General features: G+C 50.9%; 25 protein-coding genes. 11 read left to right on the forward strand and 14 right to left on the reverse strand.

Going from position 1 to position 22,610, the window contains the following annotated elements; translation table 11 throughout:
* Positions 1-12 precede the first annotated feature (12 nt).
* Positions 13-1,158 carry a putative ABC transporter substrate-binding protein YdcS gene (gene ydcS, locus AC0IWZ_RS09955; RefSeq protein ID WP_034495492.1) on the reverse strand — a complete coding sequence of 382 codons (1,146 nt, stop codon included), beginning with the start codon at positions 1,156-1,158 and terminating at the stop codon, positions 13-15.
* A gap of 292 nt (positions 1,159-1,450) precedes the next feature.
* Here ydcS and AC0IWZ_RS09960 point away from each other — a divergent pair, with 292 nt between their 5' ends.
* On the forward strand, positions 1,451-1,837 hold the full coding sequence (locus AC0IWZ_RS09960; RefSeq protein WP_471677427.1) for a VOC family protein: 387 nt from the start codon (positions 1,451-1,453) through the stop codon (positions 1,835-1,837).
* 117 nt (positions 1,838-1,954) lie between these two features.
* On the opposite strand, the gene AC0IWZ_RS09965 is transcribed toward AC0IWZ_RS09960, so the two are convergent.
* The 5 genes from AC0IWZ_RS09965 to AC0IWZ_RS09985 all read right to left on the reverse strand — a co-directional run bounded on the left by AC0IWZ_RS09965 (position 1,955) and on the right by AC0IWZ_RS09985 (position 5,928).
* Positions 1,955-2,296 carry a type II toxin-antitoxin system RelE/ParE family toxin gene (locus AC0IWZ_RS09965; protein ID WP_172894174.1) on the reverse strand — a complete coding sequence of 114 codons (342 nt, stop codon included), beginning with the start codon at positions 2,294-2,296 and terminating at the stop codon, positions 1,955-1,957.
* On the reverse strand, positions 2,256-2,501 hold the full coding sequence (locus AC0IWZ_RS09970; protein WP_034495706.1) for a TA system antitoxin ParD family protein: 246 nt from the start codon (positions 2,499-2,501) through the stop codon (positions 2,256-2,258). The genes AC0IWZ_RS09965 and AC0IWZ_RS09970 overlap by 41 nt, the downstream gene beginning before the upstream one ends.
* A 114-nt stretch (positions 2,502-2,615) precedes the next feature.
* Positions 2,616-3,152, reverse strand: a complete 537-nt coding sequence (locus AC0IWZ_RS09975; protein ID WP_410372842.1) for a GNAT family N-acetyltransferase — start codon at positions 3,150-3,152, stop codon at positions 2,616-2,618.
* Positions 3,153-3,154: 2 nt separating this feature from the next.
* Positions 3,155-4,567, reverse strand: coding sequence for an aminotransferase-like domain-containing protein (locus AC0IWZ_RS09980; RefSeq protein ID WP_034495503.1), 1,413 nt, complete (start codon positions 4,565-4,567; stop codon positions 3,155-3,157).
* Between the two features lie 176 nt (positions 4,568-4,743).
* The gene (locus AC0IWZ_RS09985; RefSeq protein ID WP_471677426.1) at positions 4,744-5,928 is read right to left on the reverse strand and encodes a tetratricopeptide repeat protein; all 1,185 of its coding nucleotides are present in this window, start codon (positions 5,926-5,928) and stop codon (positions 4,744-4,746) included.
* 262 nt (positions 5,929-6,190) lie between these two features.
* Here AC0IWZ_RS09985 and AC0IWZ_RS09990 point away from each other — a divergent pair, with 262 nt between their 5' ends.
* The 3 genes from AC0IWZ_RS09990 to AC0IWZ_RS10000 are packed head-to-tail and all read left to right on the forward strand — an operon-like array spanning position 6,191 to position 8,660.
* Positions 6,191-7,525 carry a cytochrome ubiquinol oxidase subunit I gene (locus AC0IWZ_RS09990; RefSeq protein WP_471677425.1) on the forward strand — a complete coding sequence of 445 codons (1,335 nt, stop codon included), beginning with the start codon at positions 6,191-6,193 and terminating at the stop codon, positions 7,523-7,525.
* Positions 7,525-8,538 carry a cytochrome d ubiquinol oxidase subunit II gene (gene cydB / locus AC0IWZ_RS09995; RefSeq protein WP_471677424.1) on the forward strand — a complete coding sequence of 338 codons (1,014 nt, stop codon included), beginning with the start codon at positions 7,525-7,527 and terminating at the stop codon, positions 8,536-8,538. Before AC0IWZ_RS09990 ends, cydB begins: the two co-directional genes overlap by 1 nt.
* Entirely contained in the window at positions 8,538-8,660 is a 123-nt protein-coding gene (locus AC0IWZ_RS10000) for a DUF2474 domain-containing protein (protein WP_410372847.1), read from the forward strand. The genes cydB and AC0IWZ_RS10000 overlap by 1 nt, the downstream gene beginning before the upstream one ends.
* Positions 8,661-8,735: 75 nt before the next feature.
* Here the strand turns inward: AC0IWZ_RS10000 and AC0IWZ_RS10005 are convergent, their stop codons facing one another.
* The 3 genes from AC0IWZ_RS10005 to nfrB are packed head-to-tail and all read right to left on the reverse strand — an operon-like array spanning position 8,736 to position 14,361.
* Positions 8,736-9,602, reverse strand: coding sequence for a DUF4434 domain-containing protein (locus AC0IWZ_RS10005; protein WP_471677423.1), 867 nt, complete (start codon positions 9,600-9,602; stop codon positions 8,736-8,738).
* The gene (locus AC0IWZ_RS10010) at positions 9,602-12,139 is read right to left on the reverse strand and encodes an NfrA family protein (protein ID WP_471677422.1); all 2,538 of its coding nucleotides are present in this window, start codon (positions 12,137-12,139) and stop codon (positions 9,602-9,604) included. The genes AC0IWZ_RS10005 and AC0IWZ_RS10010 overlap by 1 nt, the downstream gene beginning before the upstream one ends.
* The gene (gene nfrB, locus AC0IWZ_RS10015) at positions 12,136-14,361 is read right to left on the reverse strand and encodes a cyclic di-3',5'-guanylate-activated glycosyltransferase NfrB (protein ID WP_471677421.1); all 2,226 of its coding nucleotides are present in this window, start codon (positions 14,359-14,361) and stop codon (positions 12,136-12,138) included. The genes AC0IWZ_RS10010 and nfrB overlap by 4 nt, the downstream gene beginning before the upstream one ends.
* A 326-nt stretch (positions 14,362-14,687) precedes the next feature.
* Between nfrB and AC0IWZ_RS10020 the strand changes: the two genes are divergently transcribed.
* Both AC0IWZ_RS10020 and AC0IWZ_RS10025 read left to right on the forward strand, forming a co-directional pair.
* A complete protein-coding gene (locus AC0IWZ_RS10020) occupies positions 14,688-15,017 on the forward strand; it encodes an SMR family transporter (protein ID WP_115628531.1) in 330 nt (109 codons plus the stop codon).
* A gap of 198 nt (positions 15,018-15,215) precedes the next feature.
* The gene (locus AC0IWZ_RS10025; RefSeq protein WP_471677420.1) at positions 15,216-15,461 is read left to right on the forward strand and encodes a DUF2554 family protein; all 246 of its coding nucleotides are present in this window, start codon (positions 15,216-15,218) and stop codon (positions 15,459-15,461) included.
* A 14-nt stretch (positions 15,462-15,475) separates the two neighbouring features.
* Here the strand turns inward: AC0IWZ_RS10025 and AC0IWZ_RS10030 are convergent, their stop codons facing one another.
* Positions 15,476-16,219 (reverse strand): SDR family oxidoreductase, encoded by a 744-nt coding sequence (locus AC0IWZ_RS10030; protein WP_471677419.1) that lies wholly within the window; start codon positions 16,217-16,219, stop codon positions 15,476-15,478.
* A 123-nt stretch (positions 16,220-16,342) separates the two neighbouring features.
* On the opposite strand from AC0IWZ_RS10030, the gene AC0IWZ_RS10035 reads away from it, so the two are divergent.
* Positions 16,343-16,693, forward strand: coding sequence for a winged helix-turn-helix transcriptional regulator (locus tag AC0IWZ_RS10035; protein ID WP_471677418.1), 351 nt, complete (start codon positions 16,343-16,345; stop codon positions 16,691-16,693).
* 52 nt (positions 16,694-16,745) lie between these two features.
* Here the strand turns inward: AC0IWZ_RS10035 and AC0IWZ_RS10040 are convergent, their stop codons facing one another.
* Positions 16,746-17,864 (reverse strand): S-(hydroxymethyl)glutathione dehydrogenase/class III alcohol dehydrogenase, encoded by a 1,119-nt coding sequence (locus tag AC0IWZ_RS10040; RefSeq protein WP_034495521.1) that lies wholly within the window; start codon positions 17,862-17,864, stop codon positions 16,746-16,748.
* A gap of 48 nt (positions 17,865-17,912) precedes the next feature.
* Positions 17,913-18,188, reverse strand: coding sequence for a metal/formaldehyde-sensitive transcriptional repressor (locus AC0IWZ_RS10045; protein ID WP_034495523.1), 276 nt, complete (start codon positions 18,186-18,188; stop codon positions 17,913-17,915).
* A gap of 220 nt (positions 18,189-18,408) precedes the next feature.
* On the opposite strand from AC0IWZ_RS10045, the gene cho reads away from it, so the two are divergent.
* On the forward strand, positions 18,409-19,236 hold the full coding sequence (gene cho, locus AC0IWZ_RS10050) for an excinuclease Cho (RefSeq protein ID WP_259267069.1): 828 nt from the start codon (positions 18,409-18,411) through the stop codon (positions 19,234-19,236).
* An 8-nt stretch (positions 19,237-19,244) separates the two neighbouring features.
* On the opposite strand, the gene AC0IWZ_RS10055 is transcribed toward cho, so the two are convergent.
* Positions 19,245-19,793 (reverse strand): helix-turn-helix domain-containing protein, encoded by a 549-nt coding sequence (locus AC0IWZ_RS10055; protein WP_471677417.1) that lies wholly within the window; start codon positions 19,791-19,793, stop codon positions 19,245-19,247.
* 100 nt (positions 19,794-19,893) lie between these two features.
* Here AC0IWZ_RS10055 and AC0IWZ_RS10060 point away from each other — a divergent pair, with 100 nt between their 5' ends.
* Entirely contained in the window at positions 19,894-20,556 is a 663-nt protein-coding gene (locus tag AC0IWZ_RS10060) for an AzlC family ABC transporter permease (RefSeq protein ID WP_471677416.1), read from the forward strand.
* Complete coding sequence (locus tag AC0IWZ_RS10065; RefSeq protein WP_471677415.1) at positions 20,556-20,879, forward strand: AzlD domain-containing protein; 324 nt, start codon at positions 20,556-20,558, stop codon at positions 20,877-20,879. Before AC0IWZ_RS10060 ends, AC0IWZ_RS10065 begins: the two co-directional genes overlap by 1 nt.
* Positions 20,880-20,881: 2 nt before the next feature.
* Here AC0IWZ_RS10065 and cybB read toward each other — a convergent pair whose 3' ends face one another.
* Positions 20,882-21,412 carry a cytochrome b561 gene (cybB, locus tag AC0IWZ_RS10070; RefSeq protein WP_034495529.1) on the reverse strand — a complete coding sequence of 177 codons (531 nt, stop codon included), beginning with the start codon at positions 21,410-21,412 and terminating at the stop codon, positions 20,882-20,884.
* Positions 21,413-21,603: 191 nt separating this feature from the next.
* Between cybB and gap the strand changes: the two genes are divergently transcribed.
* Positions 21,604-22,605, forward strand: coding sequence for a type I glyceraldehyde-3-phosphate dehydrogenase (gap, locus tag AC0IWZ_RS10075; RefSeq protein WP_172894146.1), 1,002 nt, complete (start codon positions 21,604-21,606; stop codon positions 22,603-22,605).
* The last annotated feature ends 5 nt before the right edge of the window (positions 22,606-22,610 follow it).

Below are 22,610 nucleotides of genomic sequence, written 5' to 3' on the forward strand. Positions count from 1 at the left end.
CTCCTCCAGGGCTTAACGGCCACCCATAATCGCGATGTAATCCTGAGTCCAGCGGCTGTACGGCACGAATTTACCGCCTTCGGCGACCGGAGTTTTCCAGAACACAATCTTATCGAAGTAGTTATAGCCGTTGGTTTCACAGCCTTTATCGCCAAGCAATGTGCTGGCTTTACATCCTTCAGCCACTGCCGGGAGCGAACCAAACCAGGCCGCGACATCCCCCTGAACTTTCGCTTTTAGCGAGTGATCCATCCATTTGTATGCGCAATTCATATGTTTAGCATCAGCATGCAACATAGTGGTGTCCGCCCAACCGGTGACACCTTCTTTCGGGAATACGGTGGCAATCGGCTGACCTTCACCTTTCAGGGCGTTAGCCTGATACGGCCATGCGCTTGAGGCCACCACGCCTTCGTTTTTGAAGTCGCTCATTTGAACGGTGGTGTCATGCCAGTAGCGGTGAATCAGGCCGTGTTGGTCGCGCAACACTTTCAACACTGCGGAATATTGTTCTTCGGTGAGTTGGTACGGGTCGGTAATGCCCAGTTGCGGCTGTGTAGCTTTAACAAACAGCGCGGCATCGGCGATGTAAATAGGCCCATCGTAAGCCTGCACACGGCCCTGATTAGTTTTGCCATCCGGTAAATTTTGTTCCACAAACACCACGCTCCAGCTATCCGGCGGCGTCGGGAAGGTTTTGGTGTTGTACATCAGCAGGTTTGGCCCCCACTGATACGGCGTGCCATAGACTTTGCCGTCAACGTTAAACCACGATCCTTTCACCAGACGCGGATCGACGTTTTTCCAGTTTGGGATCAGCGCCGTGTTTATCGGCTGCACACGTTTACCCATAATCAGACGCAGGGACGCATCGCCCGACGCGGTGACGAGGTCATAACCCCCCTTCGCCATCAGACTAACCATCTCATCGGAAGTGGCCGCTGTTTTCACATTGACCTTACAACCCGTTTCTTTTTCGAAATCCGTCACCCAGTTGTAGGCTTTATCAGTATCACCGCGTTCGATATAACCCGGCCAGGCGATGATATCGAGCTGCCCTTCGCCAGCACCGATTTTGTCCGGAAGCCCCGCCGCCTGTGCAGAGAGCACGGTCAAACAGAGGGCTGAAAGAGTCCATATAGTCTGTTTTGTACGCATTGCTGCTACTCCTGTCTGAAAGATAAAGGCGGCACGCAAGCTAAAAATCAGTGCCGAAAGAGCAAAAAAATCCCCGTATAAAAACAATAGTCTGCGGCTATATGGCAAGCATGGCGGCAAGAGGAAATTTCATCAGGATGTGATACACAGCGCAGTAAAACGCGCCCCTGATATTTCTTCCGGGGTAAGATAAATGGATGATTTATAAAGTGTAGATAGATGTAAGCGAGGCGATGAAAGTACGCCACTGGTTTTCTTAATTATCGAAATTTCATATGGATGGAGAGAATAAATGCAGGTTGCACATATCGCGCTGTGGACGAATAAACTTGAAGAGGCTTGTACATTCTGGCGTCTACATTTTAAAGCACATATTGGCGAGACTTATCACTCCACACGCCGTGAAGGTTTTATCTCCCATTTTGCGACGCTGGAAAATGGGCCTGCGCTGGAGTTGATGACCTTGCCAGGGCTGGTGGATAAACCACCGCGTGAAGATAACCGCACTGGTTGGGCACATATCGCCATAAGCCTTGGCTCCGTTGAAGCGGTGGATACGATGGTCGCCAACCTCAAACCTTTGGGGGCTTTAGTCCATGAAGCACGCTGGACGGGTGATGGTTTTTACGAAGCCGTGATTTCCGACCCCGACGGTAATCTGATTGAGATCACTTCGTGATTTGAGACTGATACAAACTGGTTCAATTGGTGGATGACGCTAACGCTTATCCACCCTACAAAATCATGCACTTGTAGGTCGGATAAGCGCAGCGTCATCCGACAAATCCAGAGCCGGTTAACGGCTTTGGGTTTCGATTAAGCGCAAGTCTGCTTTGCGCTGACGCTTGAGCATTTCATAGAAATTCTCATGGGCACCCAGGCTCAGTAAATAGAGTTCTAAGCGGGCGTTCTGCCAGCTATAACCCAGCAATGCTTGCTGGTTATTAAGTCGAAATTTATGCACCCGTAAATAGCTGAGATCGCCATTTTTACGCTCGCCAATTTCCGGCTCGGCAATCACCTTTTCAATTTCGTCTTCCACTTGCGCCTGGAAGGTTTCTGGTAGTTTCTCCAGAGCCTTTCCAAAACGCGCGGTTTCATACACCGTCAGGGGTTTGCCGTTTCGTTCTGCGGACATATTTTTGCACTCTGCCATTTTCCATTTCGCTTTGCGCCAGCATCGTTTCTTTAATAAAGCTGTAAGGTAAATCAGGATTATCTTCAACGATTTGCCCAATCTTCGCCCAGTACTCTATTTGCTTTGGCACGCTCCGGCTGCAGGCGTCGGCGTGAATTTTGACATCCGCTACAAACTGGTCATCTAACCGTATGCTAATAGCCATGTTCATACTCCATCACCTCCTTGTGACCTTCAGTTGTGAATAAGTTTACGCTCATCTTTTTGCGCGACGCGACAAAATGTCGCAAATTTGCGAGGTGGGTTCAAGAACTATTTTTTAACCGGCTTTTGGGTGCGAAATTCGGTAAAGAATATGACGCCTCAAAGGGTGATGTTCTGCCAGCATTGGGTGATCAAATTCCTCGCAGCGTGTCATGCCGATTTTTTCCATTACCCGTTGTGACGGTAAGTTTTCCAGCGCGGTAAACGCGACAATTTCTTTCATGCCAAACTGTTCAAAACCAATTTCCAGCGCTTTTATTGCCGCTTCAGGCGCATAGCCTTTACCCCAAAAGGGTTTATCGAGGCGCCAGCCAATTTCAATTACCGGCGAAAAAGGCAATTCATAGCCGGGAATATTTAACCCGACAAAACCGATAAATTCCCCGCTACTCTTTTCTTCAACTGCCCACAAACCCCAGCCTTTCTCGGCGATTATTTGCTCAACGGTGTTGACCATTTTGTCGCTTTCTTCGCGAGTGCGCGTGCTGGGGAAATAGCGCATCACTTCTGGATTGGCATTTAACGCAGCAAAAGGTTCACGGTCACTTTGCTTCCAGCGGCGTAAAATCAGGCGCTCGGTGTGGTATTCCATGTTCACTCCTTAATGTTTTGTCTGATTAAATTTGCCAGGGTTAACACTGCATGTCGCTCACGTTCGCCCAAAGCCCATGACGCGTTCAGACGGAAATAATTATGCCAGGCGCCTCCAGTCGTAAACATTTTCCCCGGAGCGATACTGATTTTTTGTGCAATCGCCTGTTCGCTCAGGATGCTGGCATCCATATATTGCGGCAATTCAATCCACAAAAAGTAACCGCTTTCGCTGTGGTGAATTTTCACCCCAGCGGGGAAATGCTGATGCAATGCCTGCCAGGTTTGCTGTTTGCGCTCCGCAAGAATGCGCCGTAATTTGCGCAAATGGGTGTCATAACGTTTGGTCGCCAGGTAATCAACCAGTGCCAGTTGCATCGGTGAGCTGGTCGAAAGCGTGCTCATTAACTGGAGTTGCTGAATGCGACGGGCATGTTTCCCCGCCGCCACCCAGCCAATACGGAACCCGGCAACCAGGCATTTTGAGAACGATGAACAATGTAGCGTAATGCCCTTTTCGTCATACGCGCGAGCCGGTAAGGGGCGCTCGCGCCCGTAATACAACTCGCTGTAAACATCATCTTCTATCAGCGTCACGTTATGTTGTTGCAGCAATTCAACCAGTTGTTGTTTCTTTTCAGGTGACAGTGTCACGCCTAGCGGATTTTGACTGTTGGTCATCAGCCAGCAGGCTTTCACCGGGTAATCGTTAAGAGCCTGTTTTAGCGCGGTAAGATCAATGCCGTTTATGGGATCGGTGGCGACCGACAACGCCTTTAAGCGCAGACGCTCCAGCGCCTGTAATGCACCATAAAAACATGGGTTTTCTACAATCACCCAATCGCCCGGTTCGGTAACAGCTTGCAGACTGAGGTTTAACGCTTCGAGCGCACCTGCCGTGATGACAATTTCATCCGGCGAAACCTGCATCCCCTGCTGCGCATAACGCCGCGCAATGGCGTGGCGCAACGCTTCATTCCCCGGAGGCAGGTTCTCAATGACGCTCATGGCCGTGGCGGTTTTACTGACGGTCGCCAGCGAGCGATTAAGCTGTTGTAGCGGGAATAAACGCGGGTCGGGAAATGCGGAACCAAACGGCACCACGCTGGCATCACAACTCGCCTGCAGCACATCAAAAATATAGGTATTGATGTCCACCGCTTCGTCGCGCGTCACTTTTACCGGGGCCAGCGTGTTGCGTGCCGCTGGGCGGGAAGCTACGTAATAACCCGATTGCGGCCTCGCTACAATCACGCCCTGACTTTCAAGTGTCTGATAAGCATGGCTGACGGTCATAAAACTCATGCCGCTCAGCGCGACTTGCTCACGCAGTGAAGGGAGTTTGTCTCCCGCAAGCCAGGCGCCAAGCGCAATCTGGTCAATAATAAGCTGGGCAAGTTGCTGGTATTTTTTCATTGTGTTGGTGACACCACGCTCTATAACAGTTAGATAAAAATACGCTTTATTAGATAACTGTTATAGTTTTATGATGCTTTTTTTATGCGAGGAGTGCATGAGAACGGGTTTTGTAGGGTGGATAAGCGATAGCGTCATCCACCCAACAAAGGGGTATGAAATTAGACTCAGGATTATTAATTTACTTTGTTGCTGACTCGCTCGATAGCATTGTCATACACGGAATTCTGTTTCTCATTTCTTGCGTTTTTATAATAGACAAGCGCATCAGCATATTGATTTGCCGCTTCATAAATCTTACCGATATTGTAGTTGGCACCCGCCCTGATGGTTGCTGCATTATTACCCGATGCCAGCGCAATAGCCTTGCGGTTTGCCCAAATAGCTTCCGCTGTGCGCCCAACCTTTTGATATGTCAACCCAATATTGCCGTAGGCTTTACCATTATCTGAATAATAGTTAATCGCTTCGGTGAAGTAGCCAATAGCATCTTCGTAATTTTTAGCTTTATATGCAGCTTCCCCTTTAAGGTTCAGCGATTTCGATTGTTCTATATTGGCATCGGTCCAGGTGGCGGTAACAATAGCAGAACCCTCTTTCACTAATGAACTCAGGTCAGAATTGATATTATCCGCTGACAGTGAAATGCCTTTTAATTTATTAATATCTTCAATTTCACCATTTTCATTAATTCTGAATACTGTCCATAAATTTCCTTTCTGGCCTTGCGGAATATAATATGTTCGCACCAGTGACTCCCCAACATAAACAAATACCTTTGCCTGGCTGTTGGATAGTTGTAATGATTCTGGTTGGTCCTGATCGGTGTAATCATGAACCACATAAACGTAATTTTGGCCGCCATCGCGTTTGGTTAATGTGATCGTTTCAGGCCCATAGCTGTCTGTATCATCAACATCAAGATTCCCGTCACGACCTTCTTTGTGATCGAAATAGATATGATTGCCAGGATACGCGATATGGGAATCAAGATCGGAAGGTGTGGCTCCCCAGCTCAAAACAATTCGCATACTATCAAGGCTTTTCATGACCGGGCTTAATGCATACGACATCCCATCACACGGACATTTTGCGACCAACGTAGAATAACCGGTCTTTTTAATAATAATGATATTGTCGCTGGTATCTGCATTCGTACGGGTAAAGCTTGCCTTTCCTGAAGCATCACTGGTCGTTGCCAGCGAGCTTTCGCCATTGTGTTGCACAACAACCTGAGCATCCGCAATTTTTTGATCTTTAACGGTGGCACTTAATATTTCGATATTAGATTGCGCGGCCTGTGACAAAAAGCTTATTGATAATGAAGTCGCCAGAAGGCTCATTTTTAAAAAATGTTTCATGCTATTCCTTTTTAATATTCCACGTAGTGCTGAAGCGACATAGGGTAAAAATCCAACCCGGTATTATATTGACCTGTGTGCTGCTGGCTAATGTAAACGATGTTCGGATTGGTACTTTCGGATAAGTGCGCGTAATAGCAATGCAGGCGAAAACCCATAACAGTCGCCAACTGTTATAGATAAATATCACCTTTCTGTTTCTGATTATTCCCTTCCCAAAGCCCTAACATAGCCTTGAAGTTATTGTGCTATGAGGTTGCGCATGTTTGGTTTAGACGCTTTTCATCTGGCAAGAATTCAGTTCGCGTTTACTGTTTCCTTCCACATTATTTTCCCCGCCATCACCATCGGGCTTGCCAGTTATCTGGCGGTGCTTGAAGGCTTGTGGCTCAAATCAAAAAAACCTGTTTACCGTTCGCTTTACGATTTCTGGTCGAAGATTTTTGCGGTCAACTTTGGCATGGGGGTGGTGTCCGGGCTGGTAATGGCCTATCAGTTCGGGACCAACTGGAGCGGTTTTTCGCAGTTTGCGGGCAGTATCACCGGGCCGCTGCTGACTTATGAAGTACTGACGGCATTCTTCCTTGAAGCCGGGTTTCTTGGCGTAATGCTATTTGGCTGGAAGCGCGTCGGCCCTGGCCTGCACTTCTTTGCCACCTGTATGGTGGCGTTAGGCACGCTTATTTCCACGTTCTGGATCCTGGCGTCCAACAGCTGGATGCAAACGCCGCAAGGATTTGAAATTCACAACGGACAAGTGGTGCCGGTTGACTGGTTTGCCGTGGTGTTTAATCCGTCCTTCCCATACCGACTGCTGCATATGTCGGTGGCGGCGTTTCTCAGTAGTGCATTTTTTGTCGGGGCGTCGGCGGCCTGGCATTTGTTGAAAGGCAACAAAACGCCAGCCATCAAAACCATGTTTTCGATGGCGCTGTGGATGGCATTAATCGTCGCCCCGCTACAGGCGATGATTGGCGATATGCATGGTCTGAATACCTTAAAACATCAGCCCGCAAAAATAGCCGCGATTGAAGGTCATTGGGAAAACGTGCCGGGCGAACCGACGCCGCTGTTGCTGTTTGGCTGGCCGGATATGGAACAAGAGCGCACGCGTTACGGGCTGGAAATCCCGGCGCTCGGCAGCCTGATTCTGACGCACAGCCTGGATAAACAAGTTCCGGCGTTAAAAGAGTTCCCAAAAGAAGATCGCCCAAATTCCACCATCGTGTTTTGGTCATTCCGCATTATGGCGGGGCTGGGCATGTTGATGATTCTGGCGGGAGTGTTCAGTTTGTGGCTGCGCTATCGCCATCGTTTATATGAAAGCCGCACGTTCCTGCGCTTTATGCTGTGGATGGGGCCGTCCGGGCTTATCGCCATTCTCGCCGGTTGGGTAACAACCGAAGTGGGTCGTCAGCCGTGGGTGGTTTATGGCTTGTTACGCACCAAAGACGCGGTTTCCGCACACGGTAATTTGCAGATGAGCATCAGCCTGCTGACCTTCTTTTTGGTGTACATGTCGGTATTTGGCGTGGGTTACTGCTACATGATCAAGCAGATTAAGAAAGGGCCGCAGCCGTTTGAGGAGACACACTAATGGGCGTCGATTTATCCGTTATCTGGTTTGTGATTATCGTATTCGCCACGTTGATGTATATCGTGATGGATGGCTTTGATCTCGGCATCGGCATTCTGTTTCCGTTTGTGCGCGATGCACAAGACCGGGACGTGATGGTCAACAGTGTCGCACCGGTGTGGGACGGCAACGAAACCTGGCTGGTGTTGGGTGGAGCGGCGCTGTTCGGCGCGTTTCCCCTCGCCTACGCCGTGATTATTGATGCGTTGACGATCCCGCTGACGGTCATGCTGCTCGGGCTTATTTTCCGTGGTGTGGCATTTGAGTTCCGCTTTAAAGCGACACCCGCGCACCGTCCCTTCTGGGATAAAGCATTTATTGGTGGCTCGATCGTAGCGACGTTTTGCCAGGGCGTGGTCGTCGGAGCGGTGATTTCTGGCTTCCCGGTGAGCGGACGCGCGTTTAGCGGTTCGCAGCTCGACTGGGTAACACCGTTTAATCTGTTCTGCGGAGTCGGGCTCATCGTGGCTTATGCGTTATTGGGCGCAAGCTGGCTGGTGATGAAGAGCGAGGATCCGCTGCTGAAAGTGATGCGTAAAATCGTCAAACCGCTGCTGATGGTTATGCTGCTGATTATTGCCGTCATTAGCCTGTGGACGCCACTTGCGCATCCACAAATTGCCAGCCGCTGGTTTAGTCTGCCGAACCTTTATTTCCTGCTGCCAGTTCCGCTGTTGGTTGTGCTGTGTAGCATCTGGTTATGGAAAGCCGTGGGGTCTGAGCAAAGCTGGCACAGCACGCCTTTTTTGCTGACGCTGGCGCTGATTTTCTTAGGATTTAGCGGATTAGGCATCAGCATCTGGCCGTATCTTATTCCGCCGTCTATTACGCTTTGGCAAGCGGCGGCTCCGCCACAAAGTCAGGGTTTTATGCTGGTCGGCGCGCTGTTTATCATCCCGATCATATTGGTTTATACCTTCTGGAGTTATTACGTTTTCCGCGGAAAAGTACAGCATGGTGAGGGGTATCACTGATGAAACAAACGGCAACTCGAATGGTGTGGTTGGTGGTGCTATGGGGCGGCAGTGTTTTAGCCCTGGCCGCCGTGGGAATGGGGTTCCGGCTGCTGATGACCGCTGCCGGATTTAAATCCTGATATCTGTGTGAGGGAAATGGTGGATGACGCTAACGCTTATCCCCCCTACAAGGACGTCATCCGATAATATCCCCGTTACAACGCCAGCACACCGCTGGCCGCATTCATATAACGTAATGAGAAATAGATTCTGTCCTGCCCCGGCGGGACAGGTGTTGCCAGCCACTTTTCCTGATATTGTGCTGGAGCGGCTGTCGCTTTGAACACTTTCGCCTGTTTGTCCTGGCGGAAGAGTTCAATCACCTTCCCGGCTGACGGCGCTTTCAGGTAAAGCGAGCGTTCGGCTTCATTCAGCATCTGCGTTCCTGCCCCATCTTGCACCCACACTTTTACGCCGCTCAGACTGAGTGTCGTCACCCATTTGCTGTAGGAATCAGGCGTCATATTTCCAGCAAAAAAGCTGCTTACCGCAACCGGTTTATCCGCAACTGCCGCCAAAGACAGCCGGGTTTTGTTCAGCCAGTCTTGTGCCGCTTGCTGCATTTGGGGTTCACGCCAACGCCGGTCATCGAGTTCGCTACTGATGTACCAGCCTGCAATCGCATTTTTGCCCAGCACTTCTACCCAACGTTTCGCCACCGATACGTCATCGGCACGTAAAAGGTTGAGATAGTTTTCCAGTGCCGGAAGCGGCTGCTGTTGGCGTTCGAAAAACTGCCCGTCCGCCGCGAGGCCGATGACCAGTTTCAGACCACTTGCGGTCGTGAGTTGCGCTTTATGCTCAAGCCAGGCGCGAGAATCTCCTTCGCGGAACGCATCGTCATAGCGCGTCCACTGCAACACTAAGGTGTCGATTCCCTGCCCTTTTAGTTTGTTTAACACGCTTTGCCATTGGGCGTCAGAAACCGTGGTATCACGCAACTGGGGTTGATACATCACCGCATTCATTGCATTTGCCAGCGGTGTGACGAGCAACAGCGTAGTTAACAGGATTTTCTTCATTACCAGCGTGCTCCTAACGTCAGGAAAAGACTGTTTTTGGAATCAGTGTCGCGATTGTGACCTGAGAACGCACGTTGATATTCCAGGCCCATGCTGACTTTGTGCGGGAAGGCACTGTAATGCGATTCACCAAACCAGGTATTCAGCCGCACCCCTACGCCGCCAAGGGTGTTATCACGATATGGCGTGTCGGTGCTGGCGTTGTACTGCGCGTGCCAGTAAGGCTCGAGCGTTTGTTTGTGGTTGATTTTCTGGTGCCAGCTCATGCGGTAATCCGCGGTGTAGATCTGATAATCTGCTTTAACGAAATGCGCCGCATCCAGATACAGATTTTGCGCCATCCAGCCATTGCCGGTGGGATGCCAGTCATCGCTGAATTTCCCGCCGTTAAAGAATGAAGCGCTGGCCCGTAACATCAGATCCGCTTCGCCATGGTGGTGGTCGAGCGGGATTTGCTGCTCGGCGGCCAGATAAATGACCTGGTCGCGCAGCGGTTTCCAGCGCACACCAATTCCAAGCATTGGCTCATCCACCGGCACAAAGTTATTGTTTTTGCTGCCTGCAAACACCCGGCTGTAAACAGAGAGCTGGTCGCCGTCGAGTATTTTGTTCTTACCGATGCGGTATTCCGCCTCAAATTGCTGGTAGCTGCGATAGCTTTTATTTTGCTGAACACCGTTATTACTGCCGCCGCTGTTTAGCGAGTCGGGCGTTAAACCAAATGAGCCGTCGTAGCTAAACGTCCAGCGGCGTTGGCTATCCTCGTGAATACGGCGGAAGGCAAAACGGTCTTCTTGCTGTTTGTCGCTCAGGGATTGCTGTGGCGTAAGGGTGTTATCTATGTCGTCCACCACGCGCTCGCTGTACTGCTTCGTCTTTGGTTTATCGTCGAGGTGTTCATTGAGAAACACCAGTTGACGCAGAATTTCTGGTGAGTCTGGCTGTGCCTTACGCGCTTTTTCCAGTGCGTCACGGGCTTCTTGATGTTTGCCTTGTGCGGCCAGGGCAAATCCACGGGAGGCGTCGTCGGGCTCTGCCGCACTAGCCTGTGGAGCGACGACCCCGTGCGCTTGCGCCAGCGGGTAATCTTCCGCGCTGTAGGCCAGATATCCCACCTGGCGCTGATAATATGGCGACGAGTCTCGCGCGGCGGCCTGCTGGGCGGCGTATAACGCAAGGCCTGGTTGCCACGGATAACACTGCGCCAGATGCGACCAGCTTTCGGCGTCATACTGCGGCGACAAATCGCCCAATAAATCACGCACAATGGTGCAATCTTCTTTGCCCTGGAACAGGCGCGCCTGCGCCATACGTTGCGCAGGTGTCGGCAAGGGTTTTGCCAGCCGGGCTTTGTTTTCGGCGTTCATCCATTCCGGGTGCGCCGCAAGCTGATAGCTTAAGGTGCCCAGTTCCTGGGCTGTTAATCCGCGCGTCTGGTTGATTTGATTGAGCAACCGCAGGCTGGATGGCGTATCTTTCTGCGCCAGACTTAACGCCAGGCGCTGATCGAGCACCTGGCTTTCAGGAAAGGTGTTGAGCAGTTGGTTCGCACCTTGCCAGTCGCCTTGTTGAATGCGAATAGGCACCAGGGTGGATAACACGTACTTTTTGTTTTCCGCGTACTTCACCGGCCAGTTAGCGACGGCATTGCCGGGTTGCTGGCTGTAAGTTGCCAGCAATCGCATCCAGTTGTGCTCTTCCGCGGGTGTCGAAAACTCCGGCTTACGGTTAGCCAAATAGCGGCGCAGCGGCCCCAGCGCCTGGCGTTCAGCCAGCGATTGCGCATACGCAAGCTGCATACCTGCCGTGTTCATCACGCCCTGACTTTGCAAGTCCAGAATCCGCTGGTCGCGCTGCATATGCAGCAAGATGGCGAACCACTGCTGATACTGCGAGTCAGTGAGCGTGGCCACGCCATCAAGCAGCGCAAAACCCTGATCCGCAGCGCTCCACTGTTGCTGGAATATCGCCCGCTGCGTGTAGTTGTCCGCCAGGACTAAACCTTCTTTGGTGTGGCGGAATTTCGCATCCGTTAGCTGCGCACGCGCAATGTCTAACTGGTTGAGCTTGATAGCATAATTGCCCACCTCACTGTGGCAACGCACCGTTGGCGTGACATCGCATTGCTTTTGTAGCGCCACCAACTGTTCTGTGGTGTGAATGTCTGGAGCCGGAACGGGAATGGCCTCCAGCGCACGCTGTAAGTCAGCATTTTGCGGGTGTTTTTTGAGTTCACTTTCCAGCAACGCTTGCGCTTTATCATTGTGACCAAAATGGCGATACGCTTCGGCGAGCCACAATGTCAGACGTAAACTTTCCGGTGCCATCTGGTGTGCATGTTCAAAACTGCGCAACGCCCGGGTTTCATCATTGGCTTTTAGGGCTTTCTGCGCCCGCTCGATGTGCGGATACACCTTGAAGTAGCGGTAATCGCTAAGGCCAAGATCCTGGCGAGATCCTTCTTGTGCCGCCATGGCTGGAGAAGCGAGTAACACACCACAAATCAGCGCCGTCAGCGGGTTTAAACGGATATTCATAACGCTTCCCCCGCCAGACGAGCCTGTTGCAATTCGCTAATACCGACACTTTGCAGCAGTGCGCTCATGCTCGGTTGCAGTTGCTGCTGTTGCTCAAGTGACTGGTCAACAATGTGCTGGCTAACCACCCCTTCCTGCACCAGATATTCGCCAAACATCACCTCGCTACGTTCATAGCGCAGCAGCACCGCGCGAAGCACCGCTTCATTCAGATGCGATTCGTTGGTCAGCACTTCGGCGAACATCAGTTGCCCGGAGACATATTTGTCCCAAAGCTCGTCAGCCTGCTCCTGAGTGAGAAGCTGTTCGCGCACCGCACCGTCCAGCAGTCGTTTTTCTTTGAGGGTTTTATCGTCACCGAACCAGTAGCGCAGGCCAACCACCACCTGCCCGCGCGGCACAATCACATAACGCACCGGGCGACCAATTTTGCGTGCCAGCGCGCCAAGCGAAACGGGATCGATGGTGTTTTCAGAAGCCAAAATCATGGTTTCGCCTTCCAGGCGAATCGGGAGCACCGCATGATGGTGCGCGACCTTCGCCGCAATACTTTGCACCAGCGACTGCTCCAGACTCAGCGGGTCAATCGACTCCATCGGAACTTCAGCCTGTTTGGCAAGCGCCACCGCCAGTTGCTTCGCGGTAATCAGCCCCTGATGCACCATGCTGCCGCCCAGTTTCAGGCCATGAACGCGTGTTTGTAATGCCTCTTCGAGTTGTGCCTGGGTAATCACACCGGAGTCGACAAGAATATAACCCAGCGGTTGGGACGAACGCTGTTCGCTAACAGTCGGGAAATCATGCGTGGTTTTATCCCACGCCACACGGCGCGGATCGCCATGTTGAATGACCTGTTTTATCGCCCGCCAGTTCGCCATGAAGTTAATCAGATTGCCCCAAAACAAACGCGGCAACACCAGCGTGCCCTGCGCCAGGCCGTAATAAGCCGTGACGAAAATCATGCGCTGAATGATGCGGTTAGCCATCAGGAAGAAATTAATCCATAGCAATGTCGTCAGCCACGCTCCGCCGACAAAAATAGACAGGAACTGCCAGGCACCTTCGACGCTGCGCTGATAAATCATGATGGCGACGAGCTGTAACATCACCAGCATCGCGGCAAAGCTCAGGAAGTTGGCAATCGCCCCTTTGCGGTCGCGCCACAGGAAATAGTTAAGGACAGGGCTGGTGCTCCAGCGGTGAGTTTTAAAGCCCTGGAAAACAATGCCGATAATCCAGCGCGATTTTTGTCGCACGGCGGTGGCAAAGGTGTCCGGGAAATATTCACGCACGCAGATAACATTGGCGGTGCGGGCGCGCTGTAAAAAGGGTTTGGAGGAGCGGTCGTTTTCGTCAACCACCGGGAAACGGCAGAAAATCTCTTCCATGCCTTTTTGACGCAAACGGAAACCGATGTCGTAGTCTTCGGTCAAACTTTGCACGTCAAACGCAATACCATCCCCATCGGCCAATAATGCAAGCACGGCGCGACGGCTAAAACAGGTGCCTACGCCCGCGCTGGGAACCTGCCCTGCCAACGCTTCGCGCACTGGAACATCTTTGCCGTGGAGTTCTGAAAACTCATCGAGATAACTGAGGCTGGTGAAGTGTGTCCATTTGCGTTCAAACGGATAAACCGGGATCTGAATTAAGTCTTTGCGATCGACCAGATAGTTGAACAGACGCAACTCGAGCGGAGAGATAACGTCTTCCGCGTCGTGGAGGATAAAGCCGGAGAAGTTAAACCGCGCGCTGCGCTCGAACTGCAAAATGGCATCAAGAATGTTGTTCAGACAATCGGCTTTGCTGGTGGGCCCTGGACGGGCGCAGACAACTTTATGAACGTTCGGAAAACGCGCGCAAACTTCGTCGACATCGCGTTGTGTATCCGGGTCGTTAGGATAAGTGCCGACAAAAATATGATAGTTCTCGTAGTCCAGCGAACTGGCGGCAAGGCTCGCCATGTTACCAATAACGCCGGTTTCATTCCAGGCGGGAACCATAATTGCCAACGCCTTTTCTTGCGGCTCATAAAGGGCTTTATAGTCCAGACGATCGTTGCTGCGGTATACCGTGATCGCGCGCCATACGCGGCGAACCCAATAGACGATATCAATAAATAAGTCATCAATTCCGCTGATTAACATCAGAATTGCCAGAGTAATAGCGATGACTTTCAAACCGTATAAATACGTCGAAAAGTAATCAACAAACCAGTCCATTCTTTACCCCAAAGGTCATGTGAAACCCAGTGCTGTCATCCACAGGAGGTCTGACGAATACACATTAGGGCCTCATATGTTACCGGTATCATAATGTAAGAATTTAAATACATAAAGAATATAAAACTAATATTTCGCTTATTTACAATCACAGAAATTGTATCATTAACAACAAAGCCAGTGTTTTCAACTGACATTTACAATTGTTACAGGACGTTTAGCACTCGTGATTTTAATGAGAATTATTGATGACTATGCGCCGCAATTATTGCCAGAAATCACTTTGATCTTTACATTGGCGGCCTGAACTCGAGGGAGAAACTGACATGACGTATATCTGGCTAATTGTGGCGATTGTCGCTGAAGTCATCGCGACGACTTCGCTAAAACTTTCTGAAGGCTTTACTCGTTTATGGCCAAGCGTTATCACGATTGTCTTTTATGGCGTGGCGTTTTATTGCCTGTCGGTAACGATGCGCACTATTCCGACTGGAGTGATTTATGCGATTTGGTCCGGGGCAGGAATTGTATTAATTGGGGCGGTGGGCTGGATATTTTTGGGGCAGAAACTCGACTGGCCAGCGATTGCGGGAATGGCGCTGATCATTATTGGCGTGTTAGTTATCAATCTTTTTTCAAAATCTGTCGCTCACTAATCCCCTCTTTTTACCGTCGATGCTCCCGGCAAAACGCGAGAGCATCGCATATCAATTATTAACCAGCCGTAAACCAAATCTTAACTATTGTGCCTTTTACATAACTGACAATTCTTTTGCTAAATTTCTAAAAGTTGAATAGTCACCAGTCGCAATTATCTATACATTTAGCCCGTCACGTTAATGAGGTGGGTTGGAATGGTTAAGCAATTGAGGTCAAAACTGGGGATGATTTTGCTGTTGGTCGGCGCGGCATTGTTTTCCGGCCAGACGACAGCGCAAACGCATGGACACCTGTACCTGGTGGTGAAAAGTGCCGATATGCTGTTGCGCCACCAGGCGGACAGCGATGAATTGCGCCAGGCAGCTGAAGATTCCGCCGCCGATTTCCGTGAATTTTATTATCACGTCAGCGAGCGGCGGCCTGGTATGCATCAACTGTAATTCGTTTTTCGCCGCTATAAGTTCTTCACGCCGCCATCAATGAGCAATTCGCTACCGACCATAAATGCCGACTCATCGGAGGCGAGAAAGACTGCGGCTTTGGCCAGTTCAAGAACCGTCCCTAAACGCCCAACCGGCACCAGCGCACGAATTTCATCACGTAGCGCCTCCTCAGAAGCACCGTTGCCTAATTTCCCCAATGCGGGTGTTTCCGTAGGGCCAGGACTTAATCCGTTGACCCGAATGCCGAGCGGATGCAGTTCGCCGGAAAGCGTGCGCGCAAGAGAAAGGATCGCCGCTTTACTGGCGGCATAAACGCTACTTTGCGCCAGGCCAATATGTGCACTCACCGAGCCGCAAACAATCACCGAGGACGGATTTGCCAGCAGCGGCAAGAGCGCCTGAATCAAAAAGAAAGGGCCTTTGAGATTGGTGTTCATCAGCGAGTCATAAGCCCGCTCGTCCCACTCCTGCAACGCACGATGCGTAACATCACCCGCGTTGATATATAGCACGTCGAGGCGCGGCCAGAGTTGTGAAACCTTCTCGGCCAGCAAACGTTGTTGAGCAATATCTCCTGCGTCACTGTGAAGAGTATGCACATTGCCCAACGCGGCTGTCGCCGCCGATATTCCCGCCTGGCTACGTCCGGTAATGGCAACGGTTGCGCCCTCGGCAATAAACTGCCGTGCAGTTTCAAGACCAATACCGCTGGTGCCACCCGTTATTAATGCGTATTTACCTTCAAGTCTGCCCATTTTCGTTACCTCGCGATTAACTGGTAACGGCATTATTTACGCTATAGTATCCTTTGGATAGTAGGCACCATTTGGATACTAAGGCACGCAATGGGATGCAATGACGCACCACAAGGGAAACTCATGAATAATAATTTTTCGACCTTGCCAGAAGCGGGCCAAAGCTGCCCGATGGTGAGTTTTGTGAATCTGATTTCCGGCAAATGGGCGATTCCCATTCTTTATCGCCTGATGGTGATTGATGCACCCGTTCGCTTTAGTGATTTGCAGCGCACGGTTCATCCCATTACGCAAAAAGAGCTGACGCGCCAGCTACGGCAATTCGAATCCAGAAAGCTGCTGACCCGGCAAGTGTTCGCCGAAGTGCCGCCGCGAGTGGAATATCAGATTACAGAGTTAGGAAAGTCATTGCGCCCGACGCTGGATTCTTTAGCACACTGGATGAGAGAAAATGGCGGGGAACTGGAGGGGTAAAAACCCTTACCGACTCGCTTTGCGGCGAAATCAGTAAGGGCCAGATGAGGGTTTATTTGTCGCCGAAATGAATCACAGTACGAATAGATTTCCCTTCGTGCATCAGGTCGAACGCCTCGTTGATTTGCTCAAGCGGCATACGGTGCGTGATAAACGGGTCGAGATTGATTCTGCCCGCCATCGCATCTTCTACCATACCCGGCAACTGCGTGCGCCCTTTGACGCCACCGAACGCTGAACCACGCCACACACGGCCTGTGACCAACTGGAATGGACGGGTTTTGATTTCCTGACCCGCACCCGCAACGCCAATGATGACGCTTTCGCCCCAGCCTTTGTGGCAGCATTCCAGCGCGGAACGCATAACATTCACGTTGCCAATACATTCAAAGCTGAAATCTACGCCGCCGTCGGTCAACTCGACAATCACGTCCTGAATAGGTTTTTCGTGATCTTTCGGGTTGATGCAGTCGGTCGCGCCCATTTCGGTCGCCAGTTTGAATTTCTCAGGATTAGTGTCGATAGCCAGAATACGTCCGGCTTTTGCCTGCACCGCGCCCTGAATAACCGCCAGACCTATGCCGCCCAGACCAAAGACGGCAACGGTATCGCCCTCTTTCACTTTTGCCGTGTTGTGCACCGCACCGATACCGGTGGTGACGCCGCAACCCAGCAGGCAAACTTTATCTAACGGGGCCTGCTCGTTGACTTTTGCCAGTGAAATTTCAGCAACCACAGTGTATTCGCTGAAGGTACTGGTGCCCATATAGTGATAAATCGGCTCGCCGTTGTAGGAGAAACGCGTAGTGCCGTCTGGCATTAAGCCTTTGCCCTGCGTAGCACGAACGGCCTGGCAAAGGTTAGTTTTGCCAGACTTGCAGAATTTACACTCGCGACATTCTGCGGTGTACAACGGAATGACATGGTCACCGGGTTTCAGGCTGGTGACGCCCTCGCCCACTTCAACCACAATCCCGCCGCCTTCGTGGCCTAATACCGCCGGGAATACGCCTTCAGGATCGTCGCCAGATAAAGTAAACGCATCGGTATGGCACACGCCGGTATGGGTAATTTTCACTAGCACTTCGCCTTTTTGTGGCGGCGCTACGTCAATTTCAACGATTTCAAGCGGTTTGCCTGGGCCAAATGCAACTGCAGCACGTGATTTCATATTCTTCTTCCGTCGTCAGGTGAGAGTGAATGTTGTTTTAGATAAGCGCTATTTTAGATAAGAGCGAATTAAATGGCCGACTTCTGCCATGCGCAGCGCACGCTGATCCTCGGAGGTTTCCCCCGCGACCAGTTCATCTTTAAGATGGATTTCCATCATTTCGGCCATCAGGCCATTCGCGGCCCCGCGTACGGCGGCGATTTGTTGCAAGATAGCGATACATGGCTCGCCGCTATCCAGCGCGCGCTCCAGCGCTTCTGTCTGGCCACGAATACGCCGCACGCGAGTCAGAATGCGTTTTTTGTCTTCAGGTGAATGGGGCATTTTGACCTCCTGATACTATAGGGGGGTATGGTACATTGTTTTATCGCGTTTCGCTAACAATCTGCTTATCTGCTAATAAAACCATAGACGACGCGGGTGTCCAGTGTTGCAAGTCCACAAAATGAGCATTACGATAACCTGGTTAAAACTCATGCAAAGACTGCGATATTGCAAGTGGATGCGCTATTTCCCGCTGTGAAGAGAATTATCTGACTCAAGCATGACCCTACAGTATCAATATCCTGAGCATCTCCGGCATACCCTTGAAACACTTCCGTCGCGTCCCGGCGTGTATATTTTTTATGGTTCGGATCAAACCTTCCCGCTCTATATCGGGAAGAGTATCAACATCCGCAGCCGTGTTCTGGCACATTTCAGAACGCAATCGGAAGCGAAATTGCTGCATATGACCACTGACATTGGTTTTCATGAAACCATCGGTGAAATTGGTGCCCTGCTGCTTGAATCGCAACTGATAAAAAACCAAAGCCCATTGTTTAATAAGAGATTACGGGTAGCTCGTAAACTGTGTTCCCTGCGCATTACCGAGAAAACCACGCAATTTGTTTTCAGCAACGAAACTGATTTCACGCATGCACCAGATTTGTTTGGCCTGTTTAAAACCCGGCATGCGGCTATCGATCAGATTAGAGAGTTAGCGGATCAGGAAAGGCTTTGCTATGGCGCACTGGGGCTGGAAAAATTAACAGCGGGTAGAGCGTGCTTTCGTTTCTCATTGAAGAAATGCGCAGGCGCATGTTGCGGGCAAGAGACGCTGGAAAACCATCAGCAACGACTCAGAGATTCGCTTGAGTCGTTACGAGTTCGCAGTTGGCCTTATCCCGGGCGCATCGCAATAGAAGAGAAATCAGGCGCGCTCACTGAATACCATATCCTGAATAACTGGTTATATCTGGGGACGGCTCAGTCTCTGGAATCAGGAAAATCAATGATCACGCCCACAACACATTTTGACCGCGACAGTTACAAGATCCTCTGCCGTTACGTATTTGGGCAAGACGGCCTGAATATTGTTGAACTGGATTGAGCGATTTTTTAGTTTTGCTCGGAAACCATCACCGCCATGGTATCGGCTTCCAGCGCCTTAAATAAATGTTCCTCATCAGCGGGATAACAAATGTAATCCCCCGCCTCAAGCTGATGCGCGTTGTCCAGTGTGCCGACCAGCGCTTTGCCTTGCGTGATAATAATATGTTCAACTGACCCTGCTGGATGCGGATGCGAACGCCGCTCTTCGCCCGGTTGCGCCATTAAAAGATACACATCGCGCCGTGCACCTGGTGGGCATGTCGCCAGCAAAATCGCCTGGTAATCTGCACGCTCAGACACTACTTTCGTCCCTTCCCCTTTACGAATAACCTGCGTGGTGTTTCCCTGCGGCTCCAGCAGTTTTGCGAAAGGAATATTGAGCGCGACGCACAGCGCCCATAAGGTTTCCAGGCTAGGATTTCCGTTACCCGCTTCCAGTTGTGACAGCGTGGATTTTGCAATATTTGCCCGCCTTGCCACTTCGGCGAGTGACAAATTAGCGCTTTCGCGCTCACGTACCAGACTCTTTGCAATGATGTCGATTGGTTGTGACATTTTCGCCCCTTCGTTCATTAAAACGAACGAATCGTTCGCTTGATCAATTCATTATGTTTGTTCATTATATTGTACATTACGTTCGTTATGAGATGACATCATGTTCTCCACACATTTTGCAGCTGTGTCCCGAGAGTCTAAAAAAGCGATATTTTTGGTCTGCCTCGCCGTAGGTGTGGTGGGCGTTTCCTATGGTTCACTATCCATCGCCTACGGCTTCCCGCTCTGGTTGCCGGTGCTCTCTTCGATTGTGGTGCTGGCCGGCGCGTCTGAATTTATGTTTGTCGCCATTATTGCCAGCGGAGGTAGTCCGATTGCCGCCGCCATAGCCGGTTTACTGGTGAATGCTCGCCATTTCCCATTCGGCATTGCTGTGCGTGACTTAGTCGGCACTCGCCTGTCGAGCTTCATCGGTTGCCACATCATGAATGATGAAAGCGTGGTGTTTGGTTTATCGCAGAAAACGCCCGAGGCGCGTAAGGCGGCATATTGGTTATGCGGGATTGGCGTGGCGCTCTTCTGGCCGCTTGGAACGCTGCTGGGCAGTGCGGTGGGTAAACTGTTACCCGCACCGGAAACCATCGGTCTGGATGCGGTATTCCCAACCATTTTATTGGCGTTAGTGATCCCAGCCTTTAAAAACCGCACTACCGCACTGCGTTCTTTAACCGGAGCCACTATTTCGCTGCTTGCCGTTCCCTTCACGCCAGTGGGGATGCCGGTTTTGTTGTCGCTGCTGGGTGTCTTTGCTAGGAAAAAATAATGACTGAAACGATGAAAATTTTAGCGGGCCTCGCGCTGCTTTCCGGCGGCACTTATTTAATGCGCCTGGCGGGGGCGAAATTAGGCAATCGATTAGTATTCTCTGAAACGGCGAAATCACTGCTTTCGGATGCGGCGACGGTACTGCTTTTTTCGGTCGCCATCGCCACTACTTTTTACGAGAACGATCACTTTTCTGGCATAGCCCGCGTTACGGGCGTGGCGATTGCCGCGTTTCTTGCCTGGCGCAAAGTCCCACTTATTACAGTGATCATTATTTCAGCGGCAATCACGGCTACTTTGCGCCAGTTCGGCGTGGCCTGAGATCACTCTTTTTTGCCAGGCATCATGCGAAGTAGCGTGTTGTCTTTCCAGACGTAATGATGAAACAACGCGGCGAAAGCATGAATGCCAATCACGAAGTAGCCGATGTTGGCGAGCAGTTCGTGGTAACTTTTGATGTTGAATTCCATGTCTTCATCCGGCTCAACGGCGTGTGGCATCGGGATCCCCAACACCGACCAGTCGCTGCCTTTGAAGTACACCGTCATGAATCCCAGAATCGGTAACACGATAAACATCAGATAGATAATCGTATGCACCAGGTGCGACATCCCGGTAATCGCGGGGTGTGGCTTGGGCGTGATGGCGGGAGCGCGATACTTAATTCGCACCAGCAGGCGCGAAATCATCAAAATAAAGACGCTGATCCCGCAGGTTACATGGGTCGCGTTAAAAATGGGCCGATACGAACGCGGCGCAAAACCTTTCAGTTCCATGGCGCAATAAGCCCCCACTATCAATAAAAATACCAGCCAATGAAGTGTTATCTGTAACGAGGTGTATTTGCTGCGCATTAAGGTGTCCTGCATAGTCACAATGATTTTTTCCAGGATAACGGCAAATACTTAGAAAATCATTAACATCTGGTTAATTACCGCAACATTTCCTCGCCGGGTATGGGTTTGCGGCTCCTTCATTTATGCGCTATCACTAGAGTTGATTAAGAATTCAGCTACTTTCCATGATTAAAAGTGAGGTCCGCGTCATGAAAAAGATCGGTATCAATGGCTTTGGTCGTATTGGTCGCCTGGTGTTACGCCGTGTTCTTGAAACCAAAAGTGAAGTTGAAATTGTTGCTATCAACGATCTCACCTCGCCTGAAGTGCTGGCTTATTTGTTAAAACACGACTCCAGTTACCGCAATTTCAACGGCTCGGTGGATTACACCGACGATGCGTTAATTGTGAACGGCAAGAAAATTGCGGTGTATGCCGAGAAAGACGCCAAAAACATTCCCTGGGGAAAAGTCGGCGTTGAGATAGTTATCGAATGCACCGGTTTCTATACCTCCGAAGAAAAAGCCAGCGCACATCTGGATGCCGGAGCGAAGAAAGTGCTGATCTCCGCCCCTGCTGGCAACATGAAAACCATCGTCTTTAACGTCAACTGCAATACGATTACCCCGGAAGATAAAATTCTTTCCGTCGCTTCCTGCACCACCAATTGCCTCGCGCCAATGGCAAAAGCGCTGCACGACAACTTTGGGATTAAAGTCGGCACCATGACCACTATTCATGCTTACACCGGCACGCAATCGCTGGTAGATGGCCCACGAGGTAAAGATCTGCGCGCTTCGCGTGCGGCAGCGCAAAATATCATTCCGCATACAACCGGCGCGGCAAAAGCCATTGGTCTGGTGATCCCTGAACTTCAGGGCAAACTCAAAGGCCACGCGCAACGTGTGCCAACGCTGACCGGTTCGGTCACTGAATTAGTGTCGATTCTTGATAAGAAGGTAACGGTCGAGGAGATTAATGCGGCGCTGAAAAAAGCGACCGACGGCAACGAATCGTTTGGCTACACCGACGAGGAAATTGTGTCGTCCGATATTGTCGGCACGAATTTTGGTTCGGTGTTTGATGCTACGCAGACGGAAGTGACTGAAGTGGGTGATTTGCAACTGGTTAAAACCGTGGCCTGGTACGATAACGAGTACGGTTTCGTCACGCAGTTGGTGCGGGTACTGGATGCGGTCGCGAAGGAATAGAATTA

The organism is Buttiauxella sp. AC142, assembly GCF_979253435.1.